Raw genomic sequence first — 23,982 nt, 5'->3', positions numbered from 1 at the left:
CTGTAGGAGCAGGCTGACTTTGCAGAACAGACTGACGTCCGGCGAAAGCCGTGGGCAGCCAAGCAAGGGGTTGGCGGAAGCGGTGAGATTCGAACTCACGGATGTCTTGCGACATCGCCGGTTTTCAAGACCGGTGCATTCAACCGCTCTGCCACGCTTCCGGGTGCGGCGATTCTATGCTGCGCCTCAGGGAATCTTCTCTCTGCCGGTATGCCACCGCGCATCTACGATGCTCCGCACACTCGAGGAGACCCCCCAATGCAGTTCAAACCATTCCGTCGCATCACGGCCGCCGTGCTCGCGACGCTCGGCGTCATCGCCGCCGCCCCGGGGGCGCATGCGCAGGCCTACCCCTCCAAACCGATCCGGATGATCGTGCCCTTCCCGGCGGGCGGCACCACCGACATCGTCGCGCGACTCGTCGCGCAACGCATGTCCGAAAGCATGGGCCAGCCGGTGACCGTGGACAACCGTGCCGGTGCCGGCGGTGCGATCGGCGCGGACGCGCTCGCGAAGGCCGCACCGGACGGCTACACGATCATGATGCACAACCTGACCTTCCCTCTGTCGTCGGTGGCGCAGACGCTTGCCAAGCGCTCGCCCTTCGATGCGGACAAGGATTTCGCCGGTGTCTCCATCGCCGTGTATGTGCCCTTCGTGCTGACCGCGGCGCCCAGCGTTCCGGCCAAGGACCTGAAGGAGCTGGCCACCCTGCTGCGCGGCAATTCCAACCTGAAGTACAACTATGGTTCCACCGGTCCCGGTTCCACGGTGCACGTGCTCGGCGAGGCTTTCAAGCGAGAGGCCAAGGTGGACATGGAGCACATCGCCTTCAAGGGCGCGGCGCCGCTGAAGCAGGAGATGCTGGCCGGCCGCATCGAGGTGGGCGGCGACCAGCTGTCGTCCTCGCTGGCGGAGATCAAGGCCGGCAGCCTGAAGGCGCTGGCGACCACCGCTTCACGGCGCATGGCCGTGCTGCCCGACGTGCCGACGGTGCGCGAACTCGGCTTCCCCAACCTGGAGCTGGAAGGCTGGAACGGCATCTTCGCTCCCGCGAAAACGCCCAAGGACATCATCGACCGCCTGAACCGCGAAGTGATTGCAGCGGTGAAGCATCCCGAGGTCTCCAAGCGGCTGGTCGAACTGGGCGCCGAACCGGTCGGCTCGACGCCGGCCGAACAGGAAGCGATCCTGCGCCGGCAGATGGACCAGTTCCGCCCGGTGATCCGGGACATGAAGCTGGAGTGACCCGTCACTGCGACGGGCGAGGATCGGCCTGGTTCTTCCCGCCTGCCGCCAGCCACCACACGGGCAACTGCGAACAGTCCGCGCCGTCGAGGCCCTCCTTGGCGGCGCGGTCGAAGTTCTTCAGCGTCTCCACGGTCAGCGGCAGTTGCCGGCCGTGGCTGCGCGCCTCTTCGACCATCGCCCGCACGTCCTTGCGCATCGTGGCCAGGTCCACCGTCACGGCGGGCGGCTTCTCGCCGGACAGCGCCTGCGCGATCATTCCGCCGCGCACCTTGAGCATGTTGGGACCGCCCGACGAGTCGGACAGGATGTCGATCACGCGCTGCGGATCCAGCCCGAGCGGCTGCACCAGCGACAGCGCTTCGCCCAGTGTCTGCCAGTACACCATCAGCGGCAGGTTGACGGCGAGCTTCATGGTCTCGCCGGCCCCGTGCGGGCCGACGTGCTCGACGCGCTTGCAAAGCTGGTCCAGCAGCGGGCGCGCCCGCGCCACGTCATCGGCGGCGCCGCCGACGAAGGCGATCAGCTTGCCCTCCTTGGCCGGGCCGACGCTGCCGCCGACCGGCGACTCCAGGTAGGCCGCGCCCACCTCCGCAGCCCTGCGACCCATCTCCTGCTGCTTGGCAGGAGCGACCGTGCTCATCTCGAGAAACAATTTGCCGGTGACCGGTGCGGAGAACAGGCCGTCGGGGCCCGAGTACACCGCATCGAGCGCCTGCTCGTTGGTCAGCAGCGAGATGACGACTTCGGATCGCTGCGCCAGCGCGCGCGGCGATTCCGCCCACGCGATGCCGTCCTTCAGCAGCGGCTGCGCCTTGTCGGGCGAGCGATTCCAGACGGCCACCTCGTGTCCGAGGGAAGCGAGGCGGCGGGCGATGGTGGCGCCCATCTTGCCGGTGCCGGCGATGCCGATGCGCATGGAAAACTCCTGGTGGTTTGAAGCATGCTAACGCGGGTTCGGCGTGGCCGAATCAGGGGAACGCCGGGGTGCGCTTCGCGCAACCCGGCCTACGAGGGCCGCACTCCCGTAGGCCGGGTTGCGCGAAGCGCACCCCGGCATCAGGCGAGGAACAGCGACTGCAGCACTCCGTAGGCCGGGTTGCGCGAAGCGCACCCCGGCATCAGGTGAGGAACAGCGACTGCAAATCGGACAGGAAATCGAAGCCGCGCTCCGTCGGCTTCACGTGCAACAGGTCGCGCTCGATGAGCCCCTTGGCCTGCGCTTGCTGCAGCGCCGGCTCGATGGTGCTCAGGGGCAAGCCCGTGCGGGCGACGTAATCCTGCAGCAGGAAGCCATCCTTCAGCCGCAGCGCATTGAGCATGAACTCGAACGGCAACTCCGCGCGCGCCACTTCCTCGTCCTGCGCGATCGCCTGGCCGCGCAAGGCGTTCTCCATGTACAGCTTCGGTTCGCGATAGCGCACCTGGCGCACCACACGGTGCGGGAAGCTGATCTTGCCGTGCGCGCCCGCGCCGATGCCCAGGTAGTCGCCGAACTGCCAGTAGTTGAAGTTGTGCCAGCAGCGGTGCCCCGGCTTGGCGTATGCGGACACCTCGTAGCGCTCCATCCCGGTGGCGGCGGTCATCTCGGTGATGCGATCGAGCATGGCGTAAGCCATGTCGTCCGCCGGCGTGACGGGCGGGAACTTGGCGAAGTAGGTGTTGGGCTCGATCGTCAGGTGGTAGATCGACAGGTGCGGCGGCATCAGCGACATCGCCTGCGTCACGTCGGCCTCCAGCTGCTCCAGCGTCTGGCCGGGCAACGCGTACATCAGGTCGAGGTTGAACGTGTCGAAGGACGCCGCGGCCTCTTCCACCGCGGCGATCGCCTGCCGGCTGTCATGCACGCGCCCCAGCGCGCGCAGGTGCGCGTCGTTGAAGCTCTGCACGCCGACGGACAGCCGCGTGACGCCGGCGGAGCGGAAGGCCTTGAACCGGTCCTTCTCGAAGGTGCCGGGGTTCGCCTCCAGCGTGATCTCGCAATCCGGCACCAGCTGCAGGCGCGCGCGCACCGCCGACAGCAGGCGCTCGATCGCCTGCGGCGAGAACAGACTGGGCGTGCCGCCGCCGATGAAGATGCTGTGCACCTGGCGGCCCCACACCAGCGGCAGCGCGCCCTCCAGGTCGGCGACCAGCGCGTCGATGTAGCGCGCCTCCGGCATTGCGGACGGATTCCATTCGGCGCCGGGCCGCCCCAAGCCGAATGCGCCCCCTTGGGGGGCCGACGCCGCAGGCGTCTTGGGGGGAGCAATCTCATGCGAGTTGAAGTCGCAGTACGGGCACTTTTTCAGGCACCAGGGCAGGTGCACGTACAGCGACAGCGGCGGCAAGGCCGCCAGCTGCAGCGTGCCCGGCCGCATGTAGTGCTGGATGTCTGCCGTCATAGCCAGCGTTCGCGGATCAGCTCCACCATCTGGCGCGCGGCCTGGCCGCGATGGCTGTGCGCGTTCTTCACGTCCGCGGGCAGCTCGGCGAACGTCCTGTCGAAGCGCTCGATGTACATCACCGGGTCGAAGCCGAAACCGTTGTTGCCCCTCGGCTGCCGCGCGATCTCGCCGACCACGCGCCCCACCGCGATCAGCGGCTCCGGATCATCGGGCGTGCGCACGGCCACCAGGGTGCTGACCAGCGCGGCCCGGCGCTGGCTGATGCCGCGCATCTGCTCCAGCAGCGCCTTGACGTTGTTGTCGTCGCCCTTGGGATAGCCGAACTGCGTCGCATAGTGGGCGGTGTGCACTCCGGGACGGCCGCCGAACGCATCCACGCACAGCCCCGCGTCGTCGGCGATCGCCGGCAGGCCGGTGTGCTGCGCGGCATTGCGCGCCTTGACCAGCGCGTTCTCCACGAAGGTGCCGAACGGCTCCTCCGCCTCCGGCACGCCGAGCTCGCCCTGCCGCACCAGGCTCAGCCGCAGCGGCGCGAACATCGCCCGCAATTCCGCCAGCTTGCCGGCATTGTTGGAGGCGAGCACGAGGCGGTCCATCACGCAGCCAGCGCCTTGCGCTGCATCTCGACGAGCTCGCCGATGCCCTTCTCGGCCAGCCGCAGCAGTTCGTCCATTTCCGCGCGCGTGAAGGCGGCGCCCTCGGCGGTGCCCTGCACCTCCACGTAATGGCCGGCGCCGGTCATCACCACGTTCATGTCGGTGTCGCAGGCGACGTCTTCCACGTATTCCAGGTCCAGCAGCGGCGTGCCGTCGACGATGCCCACCGAGATGGCCGCCACCGGGCCGAGCACCGGCGTTGCGGTGATCTTGCCGGCGGCCAGGAGCTTATTCACCGCATCCTGCGCCGCGACGAAAGCGCCGGTGATGGCGGCCGTGCGCGTGCCGCCGTCGGCCTGCAGCACGTCGCAGTCGAGGGTGATGGTGCGCTCGCCCAGCTTCTTGAGGTCGAACACCGCGCGCAGCGACCGGCCGATGAGCCGCTGGATCTCCTGCGTGCGCCCGCTCTGCTTGCCGCGCGCTGCCTCGCGGTCGCCGCGGGTGTGCGTGGCGCGGGGCAGCATGCCGTATTCGGCGGTCACCCAGCCTTCGCCGCTGCCCCGCTTGTGCGGAGGAACCTTTTCCTCCACGGAGGCGGTGCACAGCACGCGGGTGGCGCCGAACTCGATCAGCACCGAACCTTCGGCATGGATGGTGAAGCCGCGGGTGATGCGCACGGGACGCAGCTGGTCGGCGGTACGGCCGGCACGTTGGAAGGGCATAGGGACTCGAAGGCTTGGGAAGGGCGTGATTTTGCACCCAGCGCCCAAGCCTCGGCCCCGACCCCCTGTGTTAGCCCTTCTTGGCCGCGGACCGCCGGATCGCCTCGTTGATCTCGGCGATGGAGCGCTCGATGGCGGCGTCGTCCAGGTCATCCACCAGCGTGTCCAGCACGCCGGCCTGGATGGTGGAGGCGAACACGCCGTCGCTGATGCTGTCGGTGGAAATGCCGCGGGTGGACTCGAAGGTGTCCGGCGTCTCCCACTCCAGGGCGATCACCGTCACGTTGTCCGATTGCTCGCCGCCGTTGCGCAGCGCGCCTTCGACGAGGTCGGGCACGGCCTCGGCCACCGGCTTGGTGCTGAGCTCGCGCACGATGTCGATGTCTTCCAGGCTGCCCCACAGGCCGTCGGAGCACAGCAGGATCTTGTCGCCCTGCTGCAGCTGCACCGGCCCGGTCACGTCGAACACGGGCTTGGTGGGCGAGCCGAGGCAGGTGAACAGGATGTTGCGGTTGATCCGGTCCATGCGGATCACGCCGGCGTTCTGCTGCTCCAGGTACGAGTGGTCACGCGTGCGCGTGAGCAGCTCGCTGCCGCGCACGACATACAGCCGCGAGTCGCCGCAATGCACCCAGGTGGCGTGCTGGCCTTGCACGATGGCCGCCACCAGCGTGGTGCGCGGCGTGTCGAGCATGCCCTTTTCACTGGCGTAGCGGATGATCTGGTGGTGCGCGGCCATCAGCGCCGCGGAGAGGAATTCGGTCACGTCCTGGACGACGGGCCTTGCTTCCTTCTGGTACAGGGCCGAGATGGTTTGCAGCGCCAGCTGCGCGGCGACTTCGCCTTCCGGATGGCCGCCCATGCCGTCGGCCAGCAGGAACAGGCCCGACTCGCGCGTGTAGCAATAGCCCATGCGGTCTTCGTTCTTCTCGCGGCCGCCTTTTCGGCTGACCTGGAAAACGGAGAACTTCACTTGGCTTTCGCCCCGAAACCGGTCGCCTTCTTCATGTTCTTCTTGGTGTCCGTGACCATGTTGTCGAACTGGAGCCGCATCTTCTCACCGACCGACAACTTGGTATAGCGCCGTTCGCCCTCCCGGCTCAGCTCCTTCTGCAGGGCAAACACCGATTGCGGGCGCGACAGGGGGTCGAGGGACATGCACCATTCGACCACCTCGATCAGGTTGTCCGAATACACCCCGCGCAGCCGTGACAGCGCCAGGGCGAGGCGGTCCTTTTCCAGCCGCTGCGGCGCGTCGTTGGGCGGGTAGCCCTGCATGCAGGCATAGATGCACGCGCCGATGGCGTAGATGTCGGTCCACGGGCCCATCGAGGAGTCGCGCCGGTACATCTCCGGGGCGGCGAAGCCGGGCGTGTACATCGGGCGGATGAAGTTGCCCTCCTTGGACAGCACTTCGCGGGCGGCGCCGAAATCGATCATCACGGCGCGGTTGTCGTCGGTGATGAAGATGTTGGCCGGCTTGATGTCCAGGTGCAGCATCTTGTGCTGGTGCACGATGCGCAAGCCCCGCAGGATCTCGTCGAACAGCGAGCGGATGGTGGATTCGCGAAAGACCTTCTGCTTCTTCAGCTCGCGCGCGGTGATGATGAAGTCCTGCAGGGTGGCGCCCTCCAGGTAGTTCATCACCATGTACACCGTCTCGTTCTCGCGGAAGAAGTTCAGCACGCTCACCACGGAGGAGTGCGAGATCTGCGCGAGGGAGCGGCCTTCTTCGAAGAAGCTCTTGAGGCCGAGGCGGTAGAGGGAAAGCTTTTCCGGCGCGACCTGCGGCAGCAGCTCCCCGGGTGGCCGCGTGGCCAGCGAGGAAGGCAGGTATTCCTTGATGGCGATCTGCTGGCCCTCGTTGTCCACCGCGAGGTAGACGACGCCGAAACCACCCGCTGAAAGCTTGCGCACGACCCGGTAACCACCGATCACGGTGTCCGGCGGCAAGGGGGCGGGTTTGACCTTTGACATAATTTGAAGAATGTTCGGGCCTGCCGAAGCCCCGTGCGTTCCTCGAAATCCCCCGCAACGAACTTCAAAGATCCCTCTGCATGGCAGTTTACAGCATGACCGGTTACGCCTCGGCGCAACTCAGCCCCGGAACGTCACCGGCCAGCAACGATGGCGGCAAGACTGCAACACATCCCGGCGCCGGGATGCGTCTCGGTCTGGAAATACGCTCGGTCAACAGCCGCTTCCTGGACCTTTCGTTCCGTCTGGGGGAGGAATTGCGCGCCCACGAGCCCGCCCTGCGCGAGCTGATCTCCTCGCGCGTCAAGCGCGGGAAGGTCGAAGTGCGCGCGGGTGTCGAAGGCGCCGGCGCGGAGGTGGTGCGCGAGCCCGGCATGCCCATGCTGCAGCGGCTGGCCGCGGTGCAGGACGTGGTGCGAACCTGGATGCCGGACGCCCCCGCCTTGTCCGTGGCGGAGATCCTGCGACTGTCCGCGGCGGAAAGCACCGGCGACGTCGACTGGGGCGAAGGCCTCATGAAGCTGGCCGGCCAGGCGCTCGGCGAACTGGTGGCGGCGCGCGAACGCGAAGGCGCCCGCCTGGTCAAGATGCTCCTGGGGCACCTGGAGCAACTGCGCACGCTGGCCGGACAGGCCCGCCCGCTGGTGCCGCAACTGGTGGAGCAGCAGCGCCAGCGTTTCCTGGAACGCTGGAAAGAGGCGATGGCCTTGTCCGAAGGCGCCGTGGCGCACGACGCCGCGCAGGACCGCGCCTTGACCGAGGCCACGTCCTTCGCGATCCGCATCGACGTGGCGGAGGAGCTCACGCGGCTGGCAGCGCACCTGGACGAGATCGAGCGCCTGATCAAGAAGGGCGGCGAGGTCGGCAAGCGGCTGGACTTCCTGATCCAGGAACTGCATCGCGAAGCGAACACCCTGGGCTCGAAATCGGCCCTGCTCGAACTCACGCGCATCTCGGTGGACATGAAAGTCCTGATCGAGCAGATGCGCGAACAGGTTCAAAACCTGGAATGAGTCTTTAGAATCCGCCATGGACTACCCAGGCAACCTGTTCGTCGTGGCGGCTCCCAGCGGGGCGGGCAAGTCCAGCCTCGTGAATGCCCTGCGCGAGCTGGACTCGCACGTGCAGCCCTCCGTTTCGCACACGACGCGGCCGCCGCGCGGCCAGGAAAAGCACGGGCGCGAATATTTCTTCGTGTCCGCCGGCGAGTTCGACCAGATGGTGCTGGGCGACGCCTTCGTGGAGTGGGCCAACGTCCATGGCCACCGCTACGGAACCTCGAAGAAGGCGATCGAGGACCGCATCGCGCACGGCGCCGACGTCATCCTGGAAATCGACTGGCAGGGCGCCCTGCAGATCAAGCGCATCTTCACCAACGCGGTGCTGATCTTCATCCTGCCTCCCAGCTGGGAGGAACTGCGGCTGCGGCTCGAGCGGCGCGGCGAGGACGCCCCCGAGGTGATCGAAACCCGGCTGCGAAACGCGGAGGCCGAACTGTCGCAGGCAAAGGAATTCGACTTCGTTATAATCAACGAGTTATTTGAGCGAGCGCTTTTTGACCTGAAAGCGATCGTCCACGCCCAGCGGCTCAAGTATGTGTCCCAGCGCCGCGCCCGAGCGGCCACCTTCCGAGCCCTCGGCATCTAGACACCCTCCCGGAGAATTCATGGCCCGCATCACCGTCGAAGACTGCCTCGAAAAAATCCCGAACCGCTTCCAGCTGGTTCTGGCCGCGACCTATCGCGCCCGCATGCTGAGCCAGGGCCACGCGCCCAAGATCGAGAGCAAGAACAAGCCCGGCGTCACCGCCTTGCGCGAGATTGCCGAAGGCAAGATCGGGCTCGAAATGCTGAAGAAGGTGCCCGGCTAAGCGAAGCGTGCCGGCATCCCCGCGCAGGCGGGGATCCAGAAGATCTCGGAAAGGCACCCCCTCGGGGTGCCTTTTTCACTTGTGGCGCCGCGCGGCCGGAGCAGCGCGCTACATTAAGGCCATGAGTGCGGTGCTCCCACCGGTTTCGGGCAGCGGCAAGCGGCCCAGCAGTCCGATCCGTCCCAGCCCTGCCGCGGCCAATGCCGCCGCGGCCAGCTTTGCCGCGCTGACCGCCCGCCTCGACTATCTCGACCCTGCGGAAGTCGAAGCCGTCCGCAAGGCCTACCGCTTCGCCGACGAGGCCCACCTGGGCCAGATGCGCGCCAGCGGCGAACCCTACATCACCCACCCCATCGCGGTGGCCGCGCAATGCGCCGAGTGGAAGCTCGACGCCCAGGCGCTGATGGCCGCGCTGCTGCACGACGCCATCGAGGACTGCGGCGTCACCAAGGCGCAGCTGATCGAGCGCTTCGGCGCGGCCGTTGCCGAACTCGTGGACGGGCTGACCAAGCTGGACAAGCTGCAGTTCAACACCCGCGAGGAGAACCAGGCCGAGTCCTTCCGCAAGATGCTGCTGGCCATGGCGCGCGACGTGCGCGTGATCCTGGTCAAGCTGGCCGACCGCACCCACAACATGCGCACGCTGGAAGACGTGCCGCGCGAGAAGTGGGCGCGCATCTCCTCGGAAACGCTGGACATCTATGCGCCCATCGCGCACCGGCTGGGCCTGAACACCACCTACCGGGAGCTGCAGGAGCTGGCCTTCAAGTACCTCAAGCCGTGGCGCTATGCGGTGCTGTCCCGGGCGGTCTCGAAGGCCCGCAGCCGCCGGCGCGACCTGATCCAGCGGGTGCATCGCGACGTCGAGGCCGGCTTCGAGGCGGCGGCCCTGAAGGTGCGCATCGCCGGCCGCGAGAAGACGCTGTTCTCCATCTACAAGAAGATGGACGAGAAGCACCTGAGCTTCGCCCAGGTCACCGACATCTACGGCTTTCGCATCGTCGTGCCGACGGTGACGGACTGCTACACGGCGATGGGCCTGCTGCACCAGCTGTACAAACCGGTGCCGGGCCGTTTCAAGGACCACATCGCCATCCCCAAGATCAACGGCTACCAGTCGCTGCACACCACGCTGGTGGGGCCCTCGGGCGTGAACGTGGAATTCCAGCTGCGCACCGAGGCGATGCATTTGGTGGCCGAGTCCGGCGTGGCGGCGCACTGGCTGTACAAGGCGAGCGCGCCGCAGGAAGAGAACACCGAGCGCCTGGGCACCAAGTGGCTGCAGTCGCTGCTGGACATCCAGAACGAGACGCGCGACGCCGCGGAGTTCTGGGACCACGTGAAGATCGACCTGTTCCCGGACGCCGTCTATGTCTTCACGCCCAAGAGCCAGATCCTGGCACTGCCGCGCGGGGCCACCGTCGTGGACTTCGCCTACGCGATCCACAGCGACGTGGGCGACCACACGGTGGCTGCGCGCATCAACGGCGCCCAGGTGCCGCTGCGCACCGAGCTGAAGAACGGCGACGTGGTGGAGGTCGTCACCGCGCCGGTGTCGACGCCGAACCCGGCGTGGCTGGGGTTCGTGCGCACCGGCCGCGCCCGCTCCAAGATCCGCCATCACCTGAAGACGCTGGCGCACGCGGAGTCACAGCAGCTCGGCGAGAAGCTGCTGGCGCAGGCGCTGCGGGCCGAGGGCATGGACAAGCTGCCGCCGGACGACGAGACCTACCATGGGCTGTGGGAAAAGCTGTTGCGGTTCACCGGCAACAAGAGCCAGGCGGAACTGCTCACCGACCTGGGCCTGGGCAAGCGCATCGCCAGCATCGTGGCCAAGCGGCTGATGACGCTGCTGGGCGAGATGGGGGAGAAGCCGGACGCGTTGCTCCTGAGCCGCGAGCGCTTCACGGCGCACGAAAGCGTTTCCCAGGGCGGCCTCACGCTCGATGGCAGCGAGAACGCCTCGGTGCAGTTCGCCAGTTGTTGCCGACCGGTCCCGGGGGATCCGATCCTCGGCTACCTTGGCCGCGGCGAGGGGCTGGTGGTGCATTCCGTCGACTGCACGGTCGCCAAGCGCCTGCAGCACAAGGATGCGGAGCGCTTCATCGGCGTCGAATGGTCGGACGAGCCGGTGCGCGCTTTCGAGACCGGCGTGCTGGTCACCGTGGAAAATGGCAAGGGCGCGCTGGCCCGCGTCGCCGCGGCGCTGGCCAACGCCGAAGCGGACATCACGCACGTGGACATGGACGACGAGCGCGCGCAGGACGCCACGGACCTGCGCTTCGTGGTGTCGGTGCGCGACCGAGCGCACCTGGAGTCGGTGCTGCGCAACCTGAAGCGCACGCAGTCGGTGATGAACGCGCGGCGCATCCGCCCGGGCACGTAGCCCGGGCTCCCCTTGTTTACAGCACCAGGTCGGCGGCCGACAGCGCGCCGATGCCGGTGAGCGCGATCGCGAACTCGGCGTCCGCATCCGCATCGGTGCTGCCGTACAGGACGCCGCCCTGCACCCGAAGCTGGCCGGACGCGTTGGTGGCGCTGAAGGCGGCGCCGGCGATGAAAGTGAAGGCCTGGTTGCCGGCCACGCTCGCCTTGGCGTCGATGAGCGAGAGGTCGACCAGGTCCTGCCCGCGCACGAAGTCGCTGATCACGTCGGCCGCCGCGCTGGTCGCGCCGGTGTCGCGCGACGCGGTGAAGCGGAAGACGTCGTCGCCTGCGCCGCCGGTGAGGGCGTCGCGGCCGATGCCGCCGACAAGCGTGTCGCTGCCCGCGCCACCGGACAGGATGTCCGCGCCCGAGCCCCCATCGAGCAGGTTGTCGCCGGTGCTGCCAGACAGCCGGTCGTTGCGCGCGGAGCCGATGAGGTTCTCGAACCCGCTGATCCGGTCCGTGCCGGAGCCGCCGGTGGCCTGCGCCGTGGTGACCGCGAGGCTGACCTTCACGCCGGCGGTGCCGGCGATGCCGAATTCATAGGACAGGGTGTCGATGCCGCCGCCGGCCGCGATGACGTTGTTGCCGATGCCGGCGTAGATCGTGTTGCCCAGCGAATTGCCGGTCATGCTGGCCGCGCCCGTGGCCAGGATCACCCCATTCTCGACGTTGGCGCCGAGCGTGTACGCTGCCAGCGAGCTGTACACCAGGTCGCGTCCACCGGCTGCGCCGGCGGTGCTTTCGGTGACGACGTCCGACGTGTTGTCGACGAAATAGGTGTCGCTGCCATTGCCGCCGATCATGGTGTCGGCGCCGAGGCCGCCGTTCAGGACGTTGGCGCCGGCGGTGCCCGTCAGGCGGTCGCCGTAGTTGGTACCGATCACGTTCTCGATGTGGAGCAGCGTGTCGTAGCCCTGCCCATAGATGTATTGCGCCGTCTCCAGGTTCAGGTCGACGGTGATGTTGGACTGTGCGAGCGAATAGTCGACCGTGTCGATGCCGCCCTTGCCGTCGAGCGTGTTGTTGGCGGAGTTGCCTGCCAGCACGTTGTCCAGGGTGTTGCCGGTGCCGTTGATGGCGGTCGTGCCGGTCAGCTGCAGGTTCTCGACGTTCGCGCCGAGCGTGTAGGTGCTGCTGGACAACACCGTGTCGTTGCCCTCGCGCGCGAGTTCCACCACCACGTCGATGCCATCGGTGGAGTAGGTGTCGTCCCCTGCGCCGCCCAGCAGGCGGTCGACCCCGGCGTTGCCGATCAGGTAGTCGTTGCCGGCCAGGCCGCTGATGGTGTCGTTGCCGCCGGCGCCCGCCAGCAGGTCGTCGGTTGCGGTGCCGCGCATGCGCTCGCCCGCGGCGGTGCCGCTGCGCACGCTGAACTTGTAGTAGCCGTCCACGCCGGTGTTGCCCGGCAGGTCTTCCAGCGACAGCATGCCGCCCTGGTCGCCCGACTGCGGCAGCTCGTACCAGGAGGCGCCGTCGCCCGTGGAGTAGCCGCCGCGCGCGATCGTGCCGCCGAGGCCGCCCGAACCGCCGCTCGCACCGCCGGTGGTCCAGTCGATGTTCTCGTAGCGGAAGATGATGTCGAAGTTGCCGCCGCCCTGGCCGACGATCTGCAGCTGGAACGCATTGAGCTTGTCGGTCTGGTAGGAGTAATAGCCGACGTCGTCCCAGGTCACCGTCAGCGTTCCGTTGCCGGCGGAATTGATGTCGTACCAGACGAGGTCGGAACCCCGCGACGTGCCGCCCGGCGTGGGGGTCACCTGGTTCGGCGCCGCGGAGCCGGTGCCCGAGAGGCGCGTGTCGACGTCGGCGAAGAAGGGGGCGATGATGGCGTAGCCGCCGTTGGCCAGCGCGAACGGCGTGAACGTGCCCAGGCCGCCGGAGTTGGTGTCGGACAGCGTGATGTTGCCGTTGTTGTTGACCGAGACGTAGCTGTAGTTCGTGCCGAAGAAGTTCAGCCCCGCGGAGCCGAAGATCGTGCGCAGGTCGATGCCGGTGGTGTAGTAGTCGTCGTTGCGGGGAACGAAGTTCTCGCCGAAGCCCGCGGCTCCGCCGAGGTTGTTGACCAGGTTTGCCATGCTTTGTCCGAAGTTGTCAGCCGCCCAACGCGCCTGAAGGGCGAAACGATGCCAAACGGGCATGGGACGGTCTATCCCCCGAAAGGGGGAACAAATGGTTGCAATTGGCGGCGGGGTGGCAGACGCGCAACACTTCCGCGAGGGAGCCCCTCACCCGGACTTGTGCATCCCCACATGCAGGGCCAGCTCCCTCACCGCGATTCCTCCTGCCTGGGGTAGGCCACCGCCAACACTTCCACGTCCTTGCCTCCGCCAGGCGTCACGAGTTTGACGACGTCCCCGACCCGCGCCTTCAGCAGCGCCCGCGCGATCGGCGCGATCCAGCTCACCTGGCCTTGCGCGCTGTCCGCCTCGTCGATGCCCAGGATGGTGACCGTGCGCTCGGCGCCGGTGTCCTCTTCCGCATAGGTGACGGTGGCGCCGAAGAACACCTGGTCGCGGCCGTGGTGCAGCGACGGGTCCGTCACCTCCGCGATCTCCAGCCGCTTGGTCAGGAAGCGGATGCGGCGGTCGATCTCGCGCAGCCGCTTCTTGCCATAGATGTAGTCACCGTTCTCGGAGCGGTCGCCGTTCCTCGCGGCCCAGTGCACCACCTCCACCACTTTCGGCCGCTCTTCGTCGATCAACTGCAGCAGCTCGGTGCGCAGCCGCGCATAGCCTTGCGGGGTGATGTAGTTCTTGCCGCCGGCGGGCACGGACGGCAGCTCGCCGACGTCATCGTCTTCGTCGGTGTCGGTCTCGCGCGTGAACGCCTTGCTCATGGGACCGAGCATAGCGAGTGGGCCGGCGGCCGGGGCGGCCGTCCTACAGGGGGACAGGCAGGCGTCCGTATGGCCGAGCCTGCGCGGCGACGCACGATGGCCGGGTCCGAGGAGACGCCCTTGACCGCCACACTGACTTTCCCTCCTGTCGTCAACCCGACCGCCGAAGAAGCGTACTGGCGGCATGCGTACCGGACCGAGCCGTACTACCGAACCGAGTTCACGTACGAGGATTACGGTCCGGCCTATCGCGTGGGCTACACCGGGCCCGTGCGCCGCAGCGGCGAATTCGAAAGCCTGGAAGGCGAATTGAAGAACGACTTCGACCAGGTGCGGGGCCGTTCGCGCCTGCGCTGGGAAGAAGCGCGCGAGGCCGCCCGCGCCGCGTGGCGGCGGGCCCAGCGCAACGAACATCCGCAGTGATCCACGGGCTTACTTGACTACCCTCCGCGCTACGCGCTGCGGGATTCGCCTTGGGGCGGCCCCGCGGCTCATGCATCCGCCGCCTTGAACAAGGCCAGCGTCCGCCGCAAGTCACGCGGGCTGACCGGCTTTTCCAGCACGGGCAGGCCGCTTTCGGCAAGCTGGTCCAGCACCTGCGGGTCCGACTCCCCCGTCACCATCACCACGCCCATGCCGGGATGCCGGTCGCGCACACCTTCCACCAGGTCCAGCCCGTTGCGGCCCCCATCCAAACGGTAGTCGACCACCGCGACGTCCAGCGGCCCAAGCCCGGCGACGACCTCGTCCAGCACGTCGCCGCGCCCGCAGGTCGCGACGCGGCAGCCCCACTGCACCAGCAAGGCGCGCGTGGCATGCAGCACCGTGGCGTCGTCATCGATCACCAGCACCGCCAGGCCCGACACGTCTTCTTCATCTGCGCTCCCATGGCCTGGCAGCGCGGGCGTGGCCTCCTCCAGCAGCGCCGAGCCTTGCGGGATGTGCACGGAGATAGCGGCGCCGGACTGCGTTTGCGCATCGGTGAAGTCGATCACGACGCGGCAGCCCAGGCGATCCACCAGGCGCCGCACGATCGACAGGCCCAGCCCCAGGCCGGGCGGCCCCGTCTCGTTGCCACGATAGAACTCGTCGAACACGCGGGAGCGGCTTTCCAGCGGGATGCCCGGGCCGTTGTCGCTGACGGTGATCACCACTTCGTCCCCGCGCCGCTCCACGGCCAAACGCACCATGCCGTCGCCGCCATGCTTCATGGCGTTGTCCAGCAGGTTGCGCAGCACGCGCTCCAGCAGGACGGGATCCGTCAAGGCGGTGGCCGCTTCCACCTGGCACTCCCAGCGCCGTCCGGAGGCGACGCACAGCGTGCGGTACTCGCTGTCCAGTTGCGCGACGAGCCCGTCCAGCTTGAACGAAACGGGGTGCATGCGCACCGCGCCGCTGTCGATGCGCGACAGGTCCAGGATCGCCGAGAACAGCTTGTTCAACCCCTCGACGGCGGCGGTGAGCGCTTCGTTCGCACTGCGCACGTCGGCCGGGTCACGGGCCCGCGCCAGCACGCCGCCCAGGTAGCTGATGGCGTGCAGCGGCTGTCGCAGGTCGTGGCTGGCGGCCATGATGAAGCGCGTCTTGGCCTCGTTGGCGGCGGACAACTGGCGCACCAGCGCGTCGTTCTCGGCGCGGATGGCCATCCCCTCCACGATCCGTCGGGTGAAGTTGTGGGAGAACGCCCGCAATACCACCATGTAGAGCACCATCGCGACTGCCGTGTAGCGGGCCCCGGGCATCTCCGTGCGGGCCCAGCCCACCGCGAGCCCGCCCAGCACGAGCAGCAGGTAGACGGTGAAGAGGCGGGGCGTCAGGCCCAGCGAGGCCATCGCCGCACAGCACCAGAGGCACAGGAACACCGTCACCACCATACGCAGCTCCAGGGTCATGCCGGGAAAGGCGATGGCAGGCAGCGAGCCGATGGTGAATGCCAGCACCACGGTGGAGAGCGTGAAGTCCTTGTTCGCCTGCGCAGGCCCGCCGGGCTCACCCAGACGCGTCACCGCCCGCCGCAGCACCCACCCGCGCAACACCAGGATGGACACCATCAGCACGGCCCAGGCGGCGGCCGCAACCGCCCCCGTTCCCAGGGCGGCGGCCAGTGCCAGCACCAGCGTCGCCGAGATGCCTATGTACGACGCGGAGATGCTCTGCTCGAGCGCGAACGAGAGGCGTTCCTGTTCGTGCTGCTCAGGCGCCAAAGGGGATTCCCCGGCGATGTGCCTCCAGCACGACCTGCGCGCGCGAGCTCACGTTGAGTGCGCGGAACACCGCGACCGTGTGGCTCTTGACGGTGCCGTCCGAAATGCCGAGCGCGCGCGCGATCTGCTTGGCCGACATGCCGCGCAGCAGGCACTGCAGCACTTCACGCTGGCGGGCAGAAAGCGCAAGGTCTTCCAGGCCCTTGCGGCCGTTCCACTCGCGGACATAAGGGGCAGGCAACGCGGTGCGATGCGCCGCCGCCGCGCGCAAGGCCTCGGCCAGCACGGGCTCCGACGCCGTCTTGAACAGGTAGCTGGTGGCGCCGGCCTGCAGCGCCTCGGTCACGCGTTCCGGGTTTTCGTCGGCCGAGAAGACCATCACGGGCACGTTCGGCCTCAGCTGCTTGACCTCCGCCAGCACATCCAGGCCAGAGCGGCCGGGCAACTGCAGGTCGAGCGTGATGAAGTCGTAATGCTGGTCCTGCGACAGCAGCGCCAGCAGTTCCTCGGCGCTGGCGCACTCGGTGACGTCGCAGCCGCCGGGCATGCCTTCGCAGGCGAGCAGTCTCAGGGCGGTTCGAATCGCGGGGTGGTCGTCGCAGATCAAGAGTCGGAACATGACCTGTACAGCCCTGACATAAAACTTAGAACGCTATTGTGGTGACTGTGAAGGCCGGCACGGTCTACCCCATTTGGGGGACCCCGCGGCACCCGACGATCCGCCTGGAACCGCCGGCAACGTCCTACGCCATGTGTCGAGCCACTGCGCATACGCTCGGCCGGTGGATTTCAACCTGGTCGATTTGCTGCTCCTGCTCCTCGTGCTGGTCGGCGCCGCAACCGGCTGGGCGCGCGGCTTCCTGTTCTCCGCGCTGGACCTGCTGACGCTGGCGGCCGGCCTCGCGGCCGCGTTCCTGGGTTACCGGGAGGCCAGCGGCTGGATCGCGAAGCTGGCGCCTTCGTTCGGCATCTGGATCGCGCCGCTGGCTTTCGTGGGTATCTTCGTGCTGGTCCACCAGGTCCTGGGGGTGGTCGTGCTGCAGCTGGCGGCGCGCCTGCCGCGCGGCGTGCACCGGCACCTGGTCAACCGCTTCTTCGGGCTGCTCCCGGGCAGCGTGAACGGAGCAGTCCACGCCGTGATCGCCGCGGTGCTGCTGCTGACGCTGCCGCTGGGTGCGCGCATCGGCACCTGGGCGCAAGACAGCGCGCTGGCCCCGCGCCTTGCGGCGCCGGCCGAATGGGTGGAGGTGCGGCTCGCGCCGGTCTTCCACCCGGTGGTGCAGCGCACGCTGCAGGCGTTGACCGTGCAGCCGGAAACGCGTGAGCGCCTGGCCCTGGACTTCCGCGTGACGACGGCGCCGGCGCGGCCGGAACTGGAAAGCCGGATGCTGGAACTCGTGAATGCGGAGCGCCGCGCCGCAGGCCTGAAGCCGGTGCGGGCGGACAGCGAGCTCGTCCAGGTGGCGCGCGCGCACAGCCAGGACATGCTGGCACGCAGCTACTTCGCCCATGTTTCGCCCGAAGGCAAGGATCTGGGCAATCGCCTGCAGCAGGCGCGCGTGACGTACCTGTCGGCCGGCGAGAACCTGGCGCTGGCGCCCACGCTGCACAGTGCGCACACCGGGCTGATGCGCTCGCCCGGCCACCGGGCCAACATCCTGCGGCCCCAGTTCGGCCGGCTGGGCATCGGCATCCTCGACGCGGGCAAGCACGGGCTGATGGTGACGCAGGCGTTTCGCAACTGACCATGAAAGACGCCGAAGCCCTGGCCGCGATCCCTGCCGACCCGCGTGAGGCCGCGGAGTCTGCCGGGCTCGTGTACGTGAGCGACGACGAGCGCGGCATCCGGCGCGAGCGCAAGGGCGACGGCTTTGCGTATTTCAAGGCGAACGGAGCCGCCGTCGAGGACGAGGCGACGCTCGAACGCATCCGCAAGCTGGCCATCCCGCCCGCCTACGAGGAGGTGTGGATCTGCGCCAAGGCCAACGGGCACCTGCAGGCGACCGGGCGCGACGCGCGCGGGCGCAAGCAGTACCGCTACCACCCGCAGTTCCGCGAAGTGCGCGAGAGCACGAAGTACGAGCACATGATGGCGTTCGCGCGGGCGCTGCCCGCCATCCGCGCGCGCCTGGCCGAACACATGGCCTTGCGCGGGCTGCCGCGCGAGAAGGTCCTGGCCACCGTGGTGCACTTGCTGGAGACCACCCTCATCCGCGTGGGCAACGACGACTACGCGCGCGAGAACAAGAGCTACGGCTTGACCACGCTGCGCAACCCGCACGTCAAGGTGGATGGCGCGGAGCTGCGCTTCCAGTTCAAGGGCAAGAGCGGCAAGACCTGGCGGCTGCAAGTGAAGGACCGCCGCATCGCGAAGATCGTGCGGGCCTGCCAGGAGCTGCCGGGCCAACGCCTGTTCCAGTACCTCGACGAGCAAGGGGAGCCGCGCGAGGTGACCTCCGCCGACGTGAATGCGTACCTGAAGGAGATCACCGGCGCCGACATCACGGCCAAGGACTTCCGTACCTGGGCCGGCACGGTGATGGCGGCCCTGGCCTTGCGCGAGTTCGAGGCTTTCGACACCAAGGCCGCCCAGAAGAAGAACCTGAAAGCGGCGATCGAACGCGTGTCGTCCCGCCTGGGCAACACGCCCACCATCTGCCGCAAGTGCTATGTCCACCCCGAGGTGCTCAACGCCTACGTGGAGGGCAACCTGCTGCTGGAGATCAAGGAGCGCGTGGAAGGGGAACTGCGGGAGGACCTCGCGCGCCTGAAGCCGGAGGAAGCCGCGGTGCTGGCCATGCTGGAGGCCAGGCTCGCACGCACGTTGGAGGGTTCGCTGCGGGATTCGCTGAAGGTGTAGGTACGCGTCCACACCGGCGACGGCAGTATTCCACGAAGGCGAGCCCATTTAGCGCCGGCTCGGTGACATGCCGGGGGTGTTGCCCTAAGGTCGTCGAAACATCGGGACACCATGGACGACCGCGCCCTCGACGAACTGGAGCAACAGCTGATCACCTCGCTGCGGGTGCTCGGCGTGCTGTTCGGCACGCGCAGTGCGGAGCATGCCGAGTGGGCCCGCAGCGCGATGCCGGCCGACGCCGTGGAACACTACCTCCAGGCCTGGAGGGAAGGCCGGCGGCGCAACTGGAAGGACCTGCAGCGCATGGGGCAACGCATTCGCAAGGTCTCCGGCGACGAAGGGCTGGCCTGGCAGTCACGCCTGGCGCAACTGGAGCTCCTGAGCGGCACGCAGGTGGCCGACATCATGCCGACCACGCGGTCCGGAGTGCTCTAGGCACGCTCCCCCGGGTTCAGGGCAGGTCCAGCGGGATGGGAAGCGTGCGCTTGCCACCGTCCGCGGCCGACGCGCCGGCTCCCGCGCTTTGCGGAAGCAGCATCTGGCGCAAATCGCCCGGCGCCACGCCTTCCGCCGCGCGACCCGTGCCCCTGCTGGCGCGCGCGGGGTCGGTGGTGATGCTGCCGGCGTGATACAGCACCGACAGCGCGGTGGCAAGCACCTCCTTGCGCAGGCCGATAGCTTGTTGCAGCCGCTTGAAATTCTGCGGCTCCGAGGCCAGCTCCGACAGGATCTGGTAATGCGTATTGGTCAGGTGCCGCGGCGACACGCGCGGAATGGCGCGGAAGTACAGCTTGGCGCTGCGGTAGCGGCGCGGCAGGAGGTCGGTCTCGACCCGGCTGACGTACACCCACAGCACCTCGGCATAGGTGGTCGTGAAGAAGCTGGAAGGGACGTCGCCGGCCGCGGCCGGCAGCCCCTTCCACGTCGATTCCTGCACGTGCTGCGGCGTCAGCGTGAGGTCGATGCCGATCGGGCCGCCCACGTTGACGACCGCCACCAGCTTGCCGCCGCGCACCACGTGGTACGTCTCCGATGTCATTTCGTGAAGGCGTTCGGCGATCTGCGCCGCCAGCGCCAATTGCATCACCAGGGGCTGCAGCACCGTTTCGGCGCGGCGCAGGACCTTGTCGACGCTTGCCGGCGAACTGCTGTCGAAGGTGACCGGCGGCCGGATGCGCTCGTCGGCGATGGGCGTGGTGAAGGCGGTGGGGCGCACCAGGTGCTTCAGGTCCAGCAATACTTCCGGCTGCGACCCGTGGCCGGCCACCCGCACGAGGTCGTGGCTCACCATCCCGACACTCTCGCCGTTGACCCACAGGGCATCGGCCTCCTCGATGCCGGACACCTCCCACTTGAGCAGCGCCGATCGATTGCGAAGCAGCGCCGCCAGGGAATCCTCCACCGAGAAGCCCATCAATCCCATGCGCAGCCGGGGAGTCGTCATTGCCGGTGATTCTGGGGCGTTTGCCACCAGCCCGACACTGGTATCCCCCAAATACCACGCTCCATGTCTACTTGGAGGACTGGACGCCGCCCGGCCCCGCGCGCCTGAGCTCGTCCTCGAGGCGCACACGGGTGGCTGTGGTCAGTTCGATCATCTGCAGCGCCGCTGCAAGGTCGCCGGCGGAGGCCTCGCGCCTGCGCGCCTCGGCGGCCAGCGCCCAGGCGTCGTCCTCGGCCGCCCGCGCCTGTTGGACCAGTTCCCGCAACAACTCAGCCGATCTCGCTCGCCCTGCGCCATCCATGGGCCGCGATGATAATCAGATGTGTGCTCATCCACTGGGTAACTTTTCACGCGCGGCGCACCTGATTATGTCGGACGGCTCCCGAACATTGTCATATTATGATCATGTTCCATTGCCGGATGAGGCTGCAAGACACCCGACGTGGAACCCATCCAATCGCCCCACCGTCCGCCATGCCCAAAGATCACGCTCGCCTGACGGTGCTCCTGGCGGCCGATCGGAAGGCTGCGTTCGAAGAACTGTGCAAGACCTTGGGAACCAATCCGTCCGAGGTTGTACGCACGCTCATCTCGCAGTACCTGGCGGGTGACAAACCCGAGCCTCCGATGATTATTTCCAGGACAGCAGAGCCATCCAAGCGCAGGAAGTGATTACACTCCGGTTAACATCGGAAGCAGCTAATGATGGAGCTCAAAACCGCCAGGCTCACGGTCTTGATCGACCCGACCAGCAAGAAAGCCTTCGAGGCGGCATGCAACGAGGCGGACATGACCCCGTCGCAAGTGGTGCGCCGCCTGATCCGGGAATTCATGGAGGCCAGGACGCCCACCGGCCGGCCGCGCGCGTTGCGCAAGAAGTAGCGTCGCACAAGGAAAAAGGGCCTGGAGATTGCTCTCCAGGCCCTTGGTCCAACTGACGTTTTGGTGCGGCTGGCAGGATTCGAACCCACGACCCCTTGGTTCGTAGCCAAGTACTCTATCCAACTGAGCTACAGCCGCGAAGCCTCGAATTATAGCAGCACCGAAAGAGCCGCCTTTCCGCGGCGCTGTGCTACCTCCGGTCACGAAACCAGAGGTGTCGCCCGTGGATCATTCCTCGAAGCAGCGGTTCGACTGGTCCTACGCGCTTGTCAGACAGGGCCGTGACAACCACAATCGCCGGCTGATCGAATGCTCGCCGAGCCGGAGTCCATGCCTACCGTTACCACTGACGCCCTCAACGGCCTTCTTTATATCAACAACGGTCTCGACGTGGCGCGGTGGAACTACATCGACGCAGTTGGTACGCCTATATCCAATCCGGGCGGCATCGGCAACGGTGTGTCCCTCACATACAGCTTTCTGGCCACCGCGCCTGCCTACGCGCCTGACGTTGAAGCTAATACTTTCGGCATCATGGATGCGGCAATGAAGTCCGGTGCGCGCGCGGCACTTGCGCACATCGCGGAACTCGCCGATATCAACTTCACCCCGGAGTCTGCCCAGCGGGGCCAGCTCACCTTTGCCACGTGTTACCAGGAATATTCCAGCGCCTGGGCCTACACGCCGTTCTACGACGTTGCGGTGTCCGCGGGCCAGATCACTGCAGTCACGGAAGACCCGCTCGCCGGCAGCGTGTGGGTGAACAACGATATTCCCTGGTTGGCCAGCGACTGGCGGCCTGGCGCTTTCGGTTACTCCACGCTGCTGCATGAAATCGGACATGCACTGGGGCTGAAGCACCCGTTCCAAGAATTCGATGAACTCGGCAATCCGATTCCTGTTGACTATGTGCTACGGGACGACATCGACAACGAGGCCCATACTGTCATGTCATACACCGAGGCTCCGCGCACGTTGCTGATCGTGGACGTGACCGCCAAGGCAACGGGGGGCTATAGGTGGTCCTACGACGGTCTGTCGCCCAGCACGATGATGATGCTAGACATCGAGGCGCTTCAGCACCTGTACGGCGCCAACACGACCACCCGCGACGGCAGGGACGTGTACGAGTGGGACACCAACGAGGTCATGCTGGAAACCATCTGGGATGGCGGCGGCGTTGATACGCTCGACTGCAGCAACCAGACCCTGGTTTGCAGGATCAACCTGGGCGACGGTGAGTTCAGCTCCATCGGCCTGCGCAGGACCGATGCCGAAATCAAGCTGGGGATGGGCCTGCCCGCGGACTTCAACCTGGAAAGGGTGAGCTCCCTTGACCGGGCCGCCCTTTACAACGGTGAGGACAACTTGGGCATCGCCAAGGGCGCGACCATCGAGAACGCGACGGGCGGCTCCCTCAGCGACATCATCATCGGCAACGAGGTGGCCAACCGGCTCCTCGGCGGCCTTGGCAACGACAAGCTGTCCGGAGCATTGGGCAACGACAGGTTGGATGGTGGCAATGGCGCTGACGAGCTCTATGGCCAGGGCGGCAATGACGTGCTGGTGGGCAGCGCGGGCGCCGACGACATGGACGGTGGAACCGGCAGAGACGTCTTCGTCTACAACCGGTTGACCGACACGGGCAGCAGGCTTGCCACCGCGGACGTGATCACGGGCTTCGTTTCGGGCGCGGACCGCATCGACCTGCGGACGCTGGACGCAGACGCGACGCTGGCCGGCAACCAGGCCTTCACTTTCATCGGTGTGGACGCATTCGATGGCGCCGGCCAGGTGCGCTTCGAAGGCGGCGTGCTGTATGCCAGCACAAACACGGACAGCACCGCGGAGCTCGTCATCGAGCTGGCCGGCGTATCGACGTTCACCGCGGCGGACTTGATGCTGTAAGCACCGCAGTAAGAGGTGTTCTGAGCTGAAAAACGCCGAGCCTGCCGCGCGACAAATCGCGGCAGACTTCTGCGACGTACGAGAAAGACGAGGGCGATGGCCTGGCGCGTGTTCCTGGTCGAGGATCTCCGGAGCATGCATGTGCTGCTGGCCGACCTGTTCGCCACCATCGGCAGCATCGAGATCGTGGACGCTTGCACGACCGAAGCCGAAGCGAGACTCTGGCTCGACGAGCACCCCGGAGCGTGGGACCTGGCGATCATCGACCTGGTGCTTGCCCAGGGCTCTGGCATGGGCCTGGTCGCCCACGCGCGGCGCACGGGCGGGCCCGGCGCCAAGGTGGTGGTGTTCAGCGGCTACGCATCGCCAGGCATTCGTGCGCACTGCCTTGCACTCGGCGCCGACGCGGTGTTCGAGAAGACCGAGACCAGGCAATTCATCAGTTGGCTGAGCCTGGAGGCCCGCGGCGCTGGCCACTGATACACCCTCGACCGCGAACCCTGCTGCAGCGCTGCGGAGTGGTTTGGAACAAATGCGCCAGCCACGAGGCCCAAGGTCGAGCATGGCGCACATATGATGTGCGTCCACGAGGCTGCGCTTCACTTCGCGCAGGAAGCG

Annotated in this window: 25 protein-coding genes and 2 tRNA genes; 13 read left to right on the top strand and 14 right to left on the bottom strand. The window is 67.2% G+C overall.

The features are described 5' to 3' along the window. Positions 1–71 precede the first annotated feature (71 nt). Positions 72–161 (bottom strand) — tRNA-Ser (locus WG902_RS07770). Positions 162–258: 97 nt separating this feature from the next. On the opposite strand from WG902_RS07770, the gene WG902_RS07765 reads away from it, so the two are divergent. Then, entirely contained in the window at positions 259–1,248 is a 990-nt protein-coding gene (locus WG902_RS07765; protein WP_340059372.1) for a Bug family tripartite tricarboxylate transporter substrate binding protein, read from the top strand. Positions 1,249–1,252: 4 nt separating this feature from the next. On the opposite strand, the gene WG902_RS07760 is transcribed toward WG902_RS07765, so the two are convergent. From WG902_RS07760 to WG902_RS07735, 6 genes are all read right to left on the bottom strand, one after another. Then, a complete protein-coding gene (locus WG902_RS07760) occupies positions 1,253–2,167 on the bottom strand; it encodes an NAD(P)-dependent oxidoreductase (protein ID WP_340059371.1) in 915 nt (304 codons plus the stop codon). Positions 2,168–2,369: 202 nt separating this feature from the next. After that, positions 2,370–3,632 carry a radical SAM family heme chaperone HemW gene (gene hemW, locus WG902_RS07755; protein WP_340059370.1) on the bottom strand — a complete coding sequence of 421 codons (1,263 nt, stop codon included), beginning with the start codon at positions 3,630–3,632 and terminating at the stop codon, positions 2,370–2,372. After that, the gene (gene rdgB, locus WG902_RS07750; protein WP_340059459.1) at positions 3,629–4,231 is read right to left on the bottom strand and encodes an RdgB/HAM1 family non-canonical purine NTP pyrophosphatase; all 603 of its coding nucleotides are present in this window, start codon (positions 4,229–4,231) and stop codon (positions 3,629–3,631) included. Before rdgB ends, hemW begins: the two co-directional genes overlap by 4 nt. Beyond that, positions 4,231–4,953 carry a ribonuclease PH gene (rph, locus tag WG902_RS07745; protein WP_340059369.1) on the bottom strand — a complete coding sequence of 241 codons (723 nt, stop codon included), beginning with the start codon at positions 4,951–4,953 and terminating at the stop codon, positions 4,231–4,233. The genes rdgB and rph overlap by 1 nt, the downstream gene beginning before the upstream one ends. 70 nt (positions 4,954–5,023) lie before the next feature. Continuing rightward, positions 5,024–5,926, bottom strand: coding sequence for a PP2C family protein-serine/threonine phosphatase (locus WG902_RS07740; RefSeq protein ID WP_340059368.1), 903 nt, complete (start codon positions 5,924–5,926; stop codon positions 5,024–5,026). Then, entirely contained in the window at positions 5,923–6,930 is a 1,008-nt protein-coding gene (locus WG902_RS07735) for a serine/threonine protein kinase (protein WP_332824511.1), read from the bottom strand. The genes WG902_RS07740 and WG902_RS07735 overlap by 4 nt, the downstream gene beginning before the upstream one ends. Before the next feature lie 80 nt (positions 6,931–7,010). Here WG902_RS07735 and WG902_RS07730 point away from each other — a divergent pair, with 80 nt between their 5' ends. From WG902_RS07730 to WG902_RS07715, 4 genes are all read left to right on the top strand, one after another. Next, the gene (locus WG902_RS07730; RefSeq protein WP_340059367.1) at positions 7,011–7,943 is read left to right on the top strand and encodes a YicC/YloC family endoribonuclease; all 933 of its coding nucleotides are present in this window, start codon (positions 7,011–7,013) and stop codon (positions 7,941–7,943) included. A 16-nt stretch (positions 7,944–7,959) separates the two neighbouring features. Next, positions 7,960–8,577 (top strand): guanylate kinase, encoded by a 618-nt coding sequence (gmk, locus tag WG902_RS07725; RefSeq protein ID WP_340059366.1) that lies wholly within the window; start codon positions 7,960–7,962, stop codon positions 8,575–8,577. A gap of 19 nt (positions 8,578–8,596) precedes the next feature. Next, positions 8,597–8,800 carry a DNA-directed RNA polymerase subunit omega gene (gene rpoZ, locus WG902_RS07720; protein WP_077592946.1) on the top strand — a complete coding sequence of 68 codons (204 nt, stop codon included), beginning with the start codon at positions 8,597–8,599 and terminating at the stop codon, positions 8,798–8,800. A 121-nt stretch (positions 8,801–8,921) separates the two neighbouring features. Next, entirely contained in the window at positions 8,922–11,186 is a 2,265-nt protein-coding gene (locus WG902_RS07715) for a RelA/SpoT family protein (protein WP_340059365.1), read from the top strand. Between the two features lie 16 nt (positions 11,187–11,202). On the opposite strand, the gene WG902_RS07710 is transcribed toward WG902_RS07715, so the two are convergent. Together WG902_RS07710 and greB are read right to left on the bottom strand one after the other, a co-directional pair. Beyond that, positions 11,203–13,305, bottom strand: a complete 2,103-nt coding sequence (locus tag WG902_RS07710) for a nidogen-like domain-containing protein (RefSeq protein ID WP_340059364.1) — start codon at positions 13,303–13,305, stop codon at positions 11,203–11,205. A 191-nt stretch (positions 13,306–13,496) separates the two neighbouring features. Next, entirely contained in the window at positions 13,497–14,066 is a 570-nt protein-coding gene (gene greB, locus WG902_RS07705; protein WP_340059363.1) for a transcription elongation factor GreB, read from the bottom strand. Between the two features lie 120 nt (positions 14,067–14,186). On the opposite strand from greB, the gene WG902_RS07700 reads away from it, so the two are divergent. Continuing rightward, positions 14,187–14,489 (top strand): hypothetical protein, encoded by a 303-nt coding sequence (locus tag WG902_RS07700; protein ID WP_340059362.1) that lies wholly within the window; start codon positions 14,187–14,189, stop codon positions 14,487–14,489. A 68-nt stretch (positions 14,490–14,557) separates the two neighbouring features. Here the strand turns inward: WG902_RS07700 and WG902_RS07695 are convergent, their stop codons facing one another. Both WG902_RS07695 and WG902_RS07690 read right to left on the bottom strand, forming a co-directional pair. Continuing rightward, positions 14,558–16,270 (bottom strand): hybrid sensor histidine kinase/response regulator, encoded by a 1,713-nt coding sequence (locus WG902_RS07695; RefSeq protein WP_340059361.1) that lies wholly within the window; start codon positions 16,268–16,270, stop codon positions 14,558–14,560. Continuing rightward, positions 16,260–16,889, bottom strand: coding sequence for a response regulator transcription factor (locus WG902_RS07690; protein ID WP_340059360.1), 630 nt, complete (start codon positions 16,887–16,889; stop codon positions 16,260–16,262). Before WG902_RS07690 ends, WG902_RS07695 begins: the two co-directional genes overlap by 11 nt. Before the next feature lie 163 nt (positions 16,890–17,052). Between WG902_RS07690 and WG902_RS07685 the strand changes: the two genes are divergently transcribed. From WG902_RS07685 to WG902_RS07675, 3 genes are all read left to right on the top strand, one after another. Beyond that, positions 17,053–18,015, top strand: coding sequence for a CAP domain-containing protein (locus WG902_RS07685; protein WP_340059359.1), 963 nt, complete (start codon positions 17,053–17,055; stop codon positions 18,013–18,015). Positions 18,016–18,017: 2 nt separating this feature from the next. After that, complete coding sequence (locus tag WG902_RS07680) at positions 18,018–19,130, top strand: DNA topoisomerase IB (protein ID WP_340059358.1); 1,113 nt, start codon at positions 18,018–18,020, stop codon at positions 19,128–19,130. Between the two features lie 111 nt (positions 19,131–19,241). Then, positions 19,242–19,565 (top strand): hypothetical protein, encoded by a 324-nt coding sequence (locus tag WG902_RS07675; protein ID WP_340059357.1) that lies wholly within the window; start codon positions 19,242–19,244, stop codon positions 19,563–19,565. Positions 19,566–19,581: 16 nt separating this feature from the next. On the opposite strand, the gene WG902_RS07670 is transcribed toward WG902_RS07675, so the two are convergent. Together WG902_RS07670 and WG902_RS07665 are read right to left on the bottom strand one after the other, a co-directional pair. Next, positions 19,582–20,574, bottom strand: a complete 993-nt coding sequence (locus tag WG902_RS07670; RefSeq protein ID WP_340059356.1) for a hypothetical protein — start codon at positions 20,572–20,574, stop codon at positions 19,582–19,584. Between the two features lie 67 nt (positions 20,575–20,641). Continuing rightward, positions 20,642–20,839, bottom strand: coding sequence for a hypothetical protein (locus WG902_RS07665; RefSeq protein WP_340059355.1), 198 nt, complete (start codon positions 20,837–20,839; stop codon positions 20,642–20,644). A 209-nt stretch (positions 20,840–21,048) separates the two neighbouring features. Here WG902_RS07665 and WG902_RS07660 point away from each other — a divergent pair, with 209 nt between their 5' ends. Both WG902_RS07660 and WG902_RS07655 read left to right on the top strand, forming a co-directional pair. After that, the gene (locus WG902_RS07660) at positions 21,049–21,246 is read left to right on the top strand and encodes a ribbon-helix-helix protein, CopG family (RefSeq protein ID WP_340059354.1); all 198 of its coding nucleotides are present in this window, start codon (positions 21,049–21,051) and stop codon (positions 21,244–21,246) included. A 33-nt stretch (positions 21,247–21,279) separates the two neighbouring features. Next, a complete protein-coding gene (locus WG902_RS07655; protein ID WP_340059353.1) occupies positions 21,280–21,456 on the top strand; it encodes a CopG family transcriptional regulator in 177 nt (58 codons plus the stop codon). Positions 21,457–21,517: 61 nt separating this feature from the next. Here WG902_RS07655 and WG902_RS07650 read toward each other — a convergent pair. Further along, a tRNA-Arg gene (locus tag WG902_RS07650) sits at positions 21,518–21,594 on the bottom strand. A 171-nt stretch (positions 21,595–21,765) separates the two neighbouring features. Here WG902_RS07650 and WG902_RS07645 point away from each other — a divergent pair. Beyond that, positions 21,766–23,364 carry a M10 family metallopeptidase gene (locus WG902_RS07645; protein ID WP_340059352.1) on the top strand — a complete coding sequence of 533 codons (1,599 nt, stop codon included), beginning with the start codon at positions 21,766–21,768 and terminating at the stop codon, positions 23,362–23,364. A 96-nt stretch (positions 23,365–23,460) separates the two neighbouring features. Then, entirely contained in the window at positions 23,461–23,844 is a 384-nt protein-coding gene (locus tag WG902_RS07640; RefSeq protein ID WP_340059351.1) for a response regulator, read from the top strand. The last annotated feature ends 138 nt before the right edge of the window (positions 23,845–23,982 follow it).

The organism is Ramlibacter sp. PS3R-8 (genome assembly GCF_037572435.1).
Classification (GTDB): domain Bacteria; phylum Pseudomonadota; class Gammaproteobacteria; order Burkholderiales; family Burkholderiaceae_C; genus Ramlibacter.
This window is presented reverse-complemented; position numbering and strand designations above follow the sequence as displayed.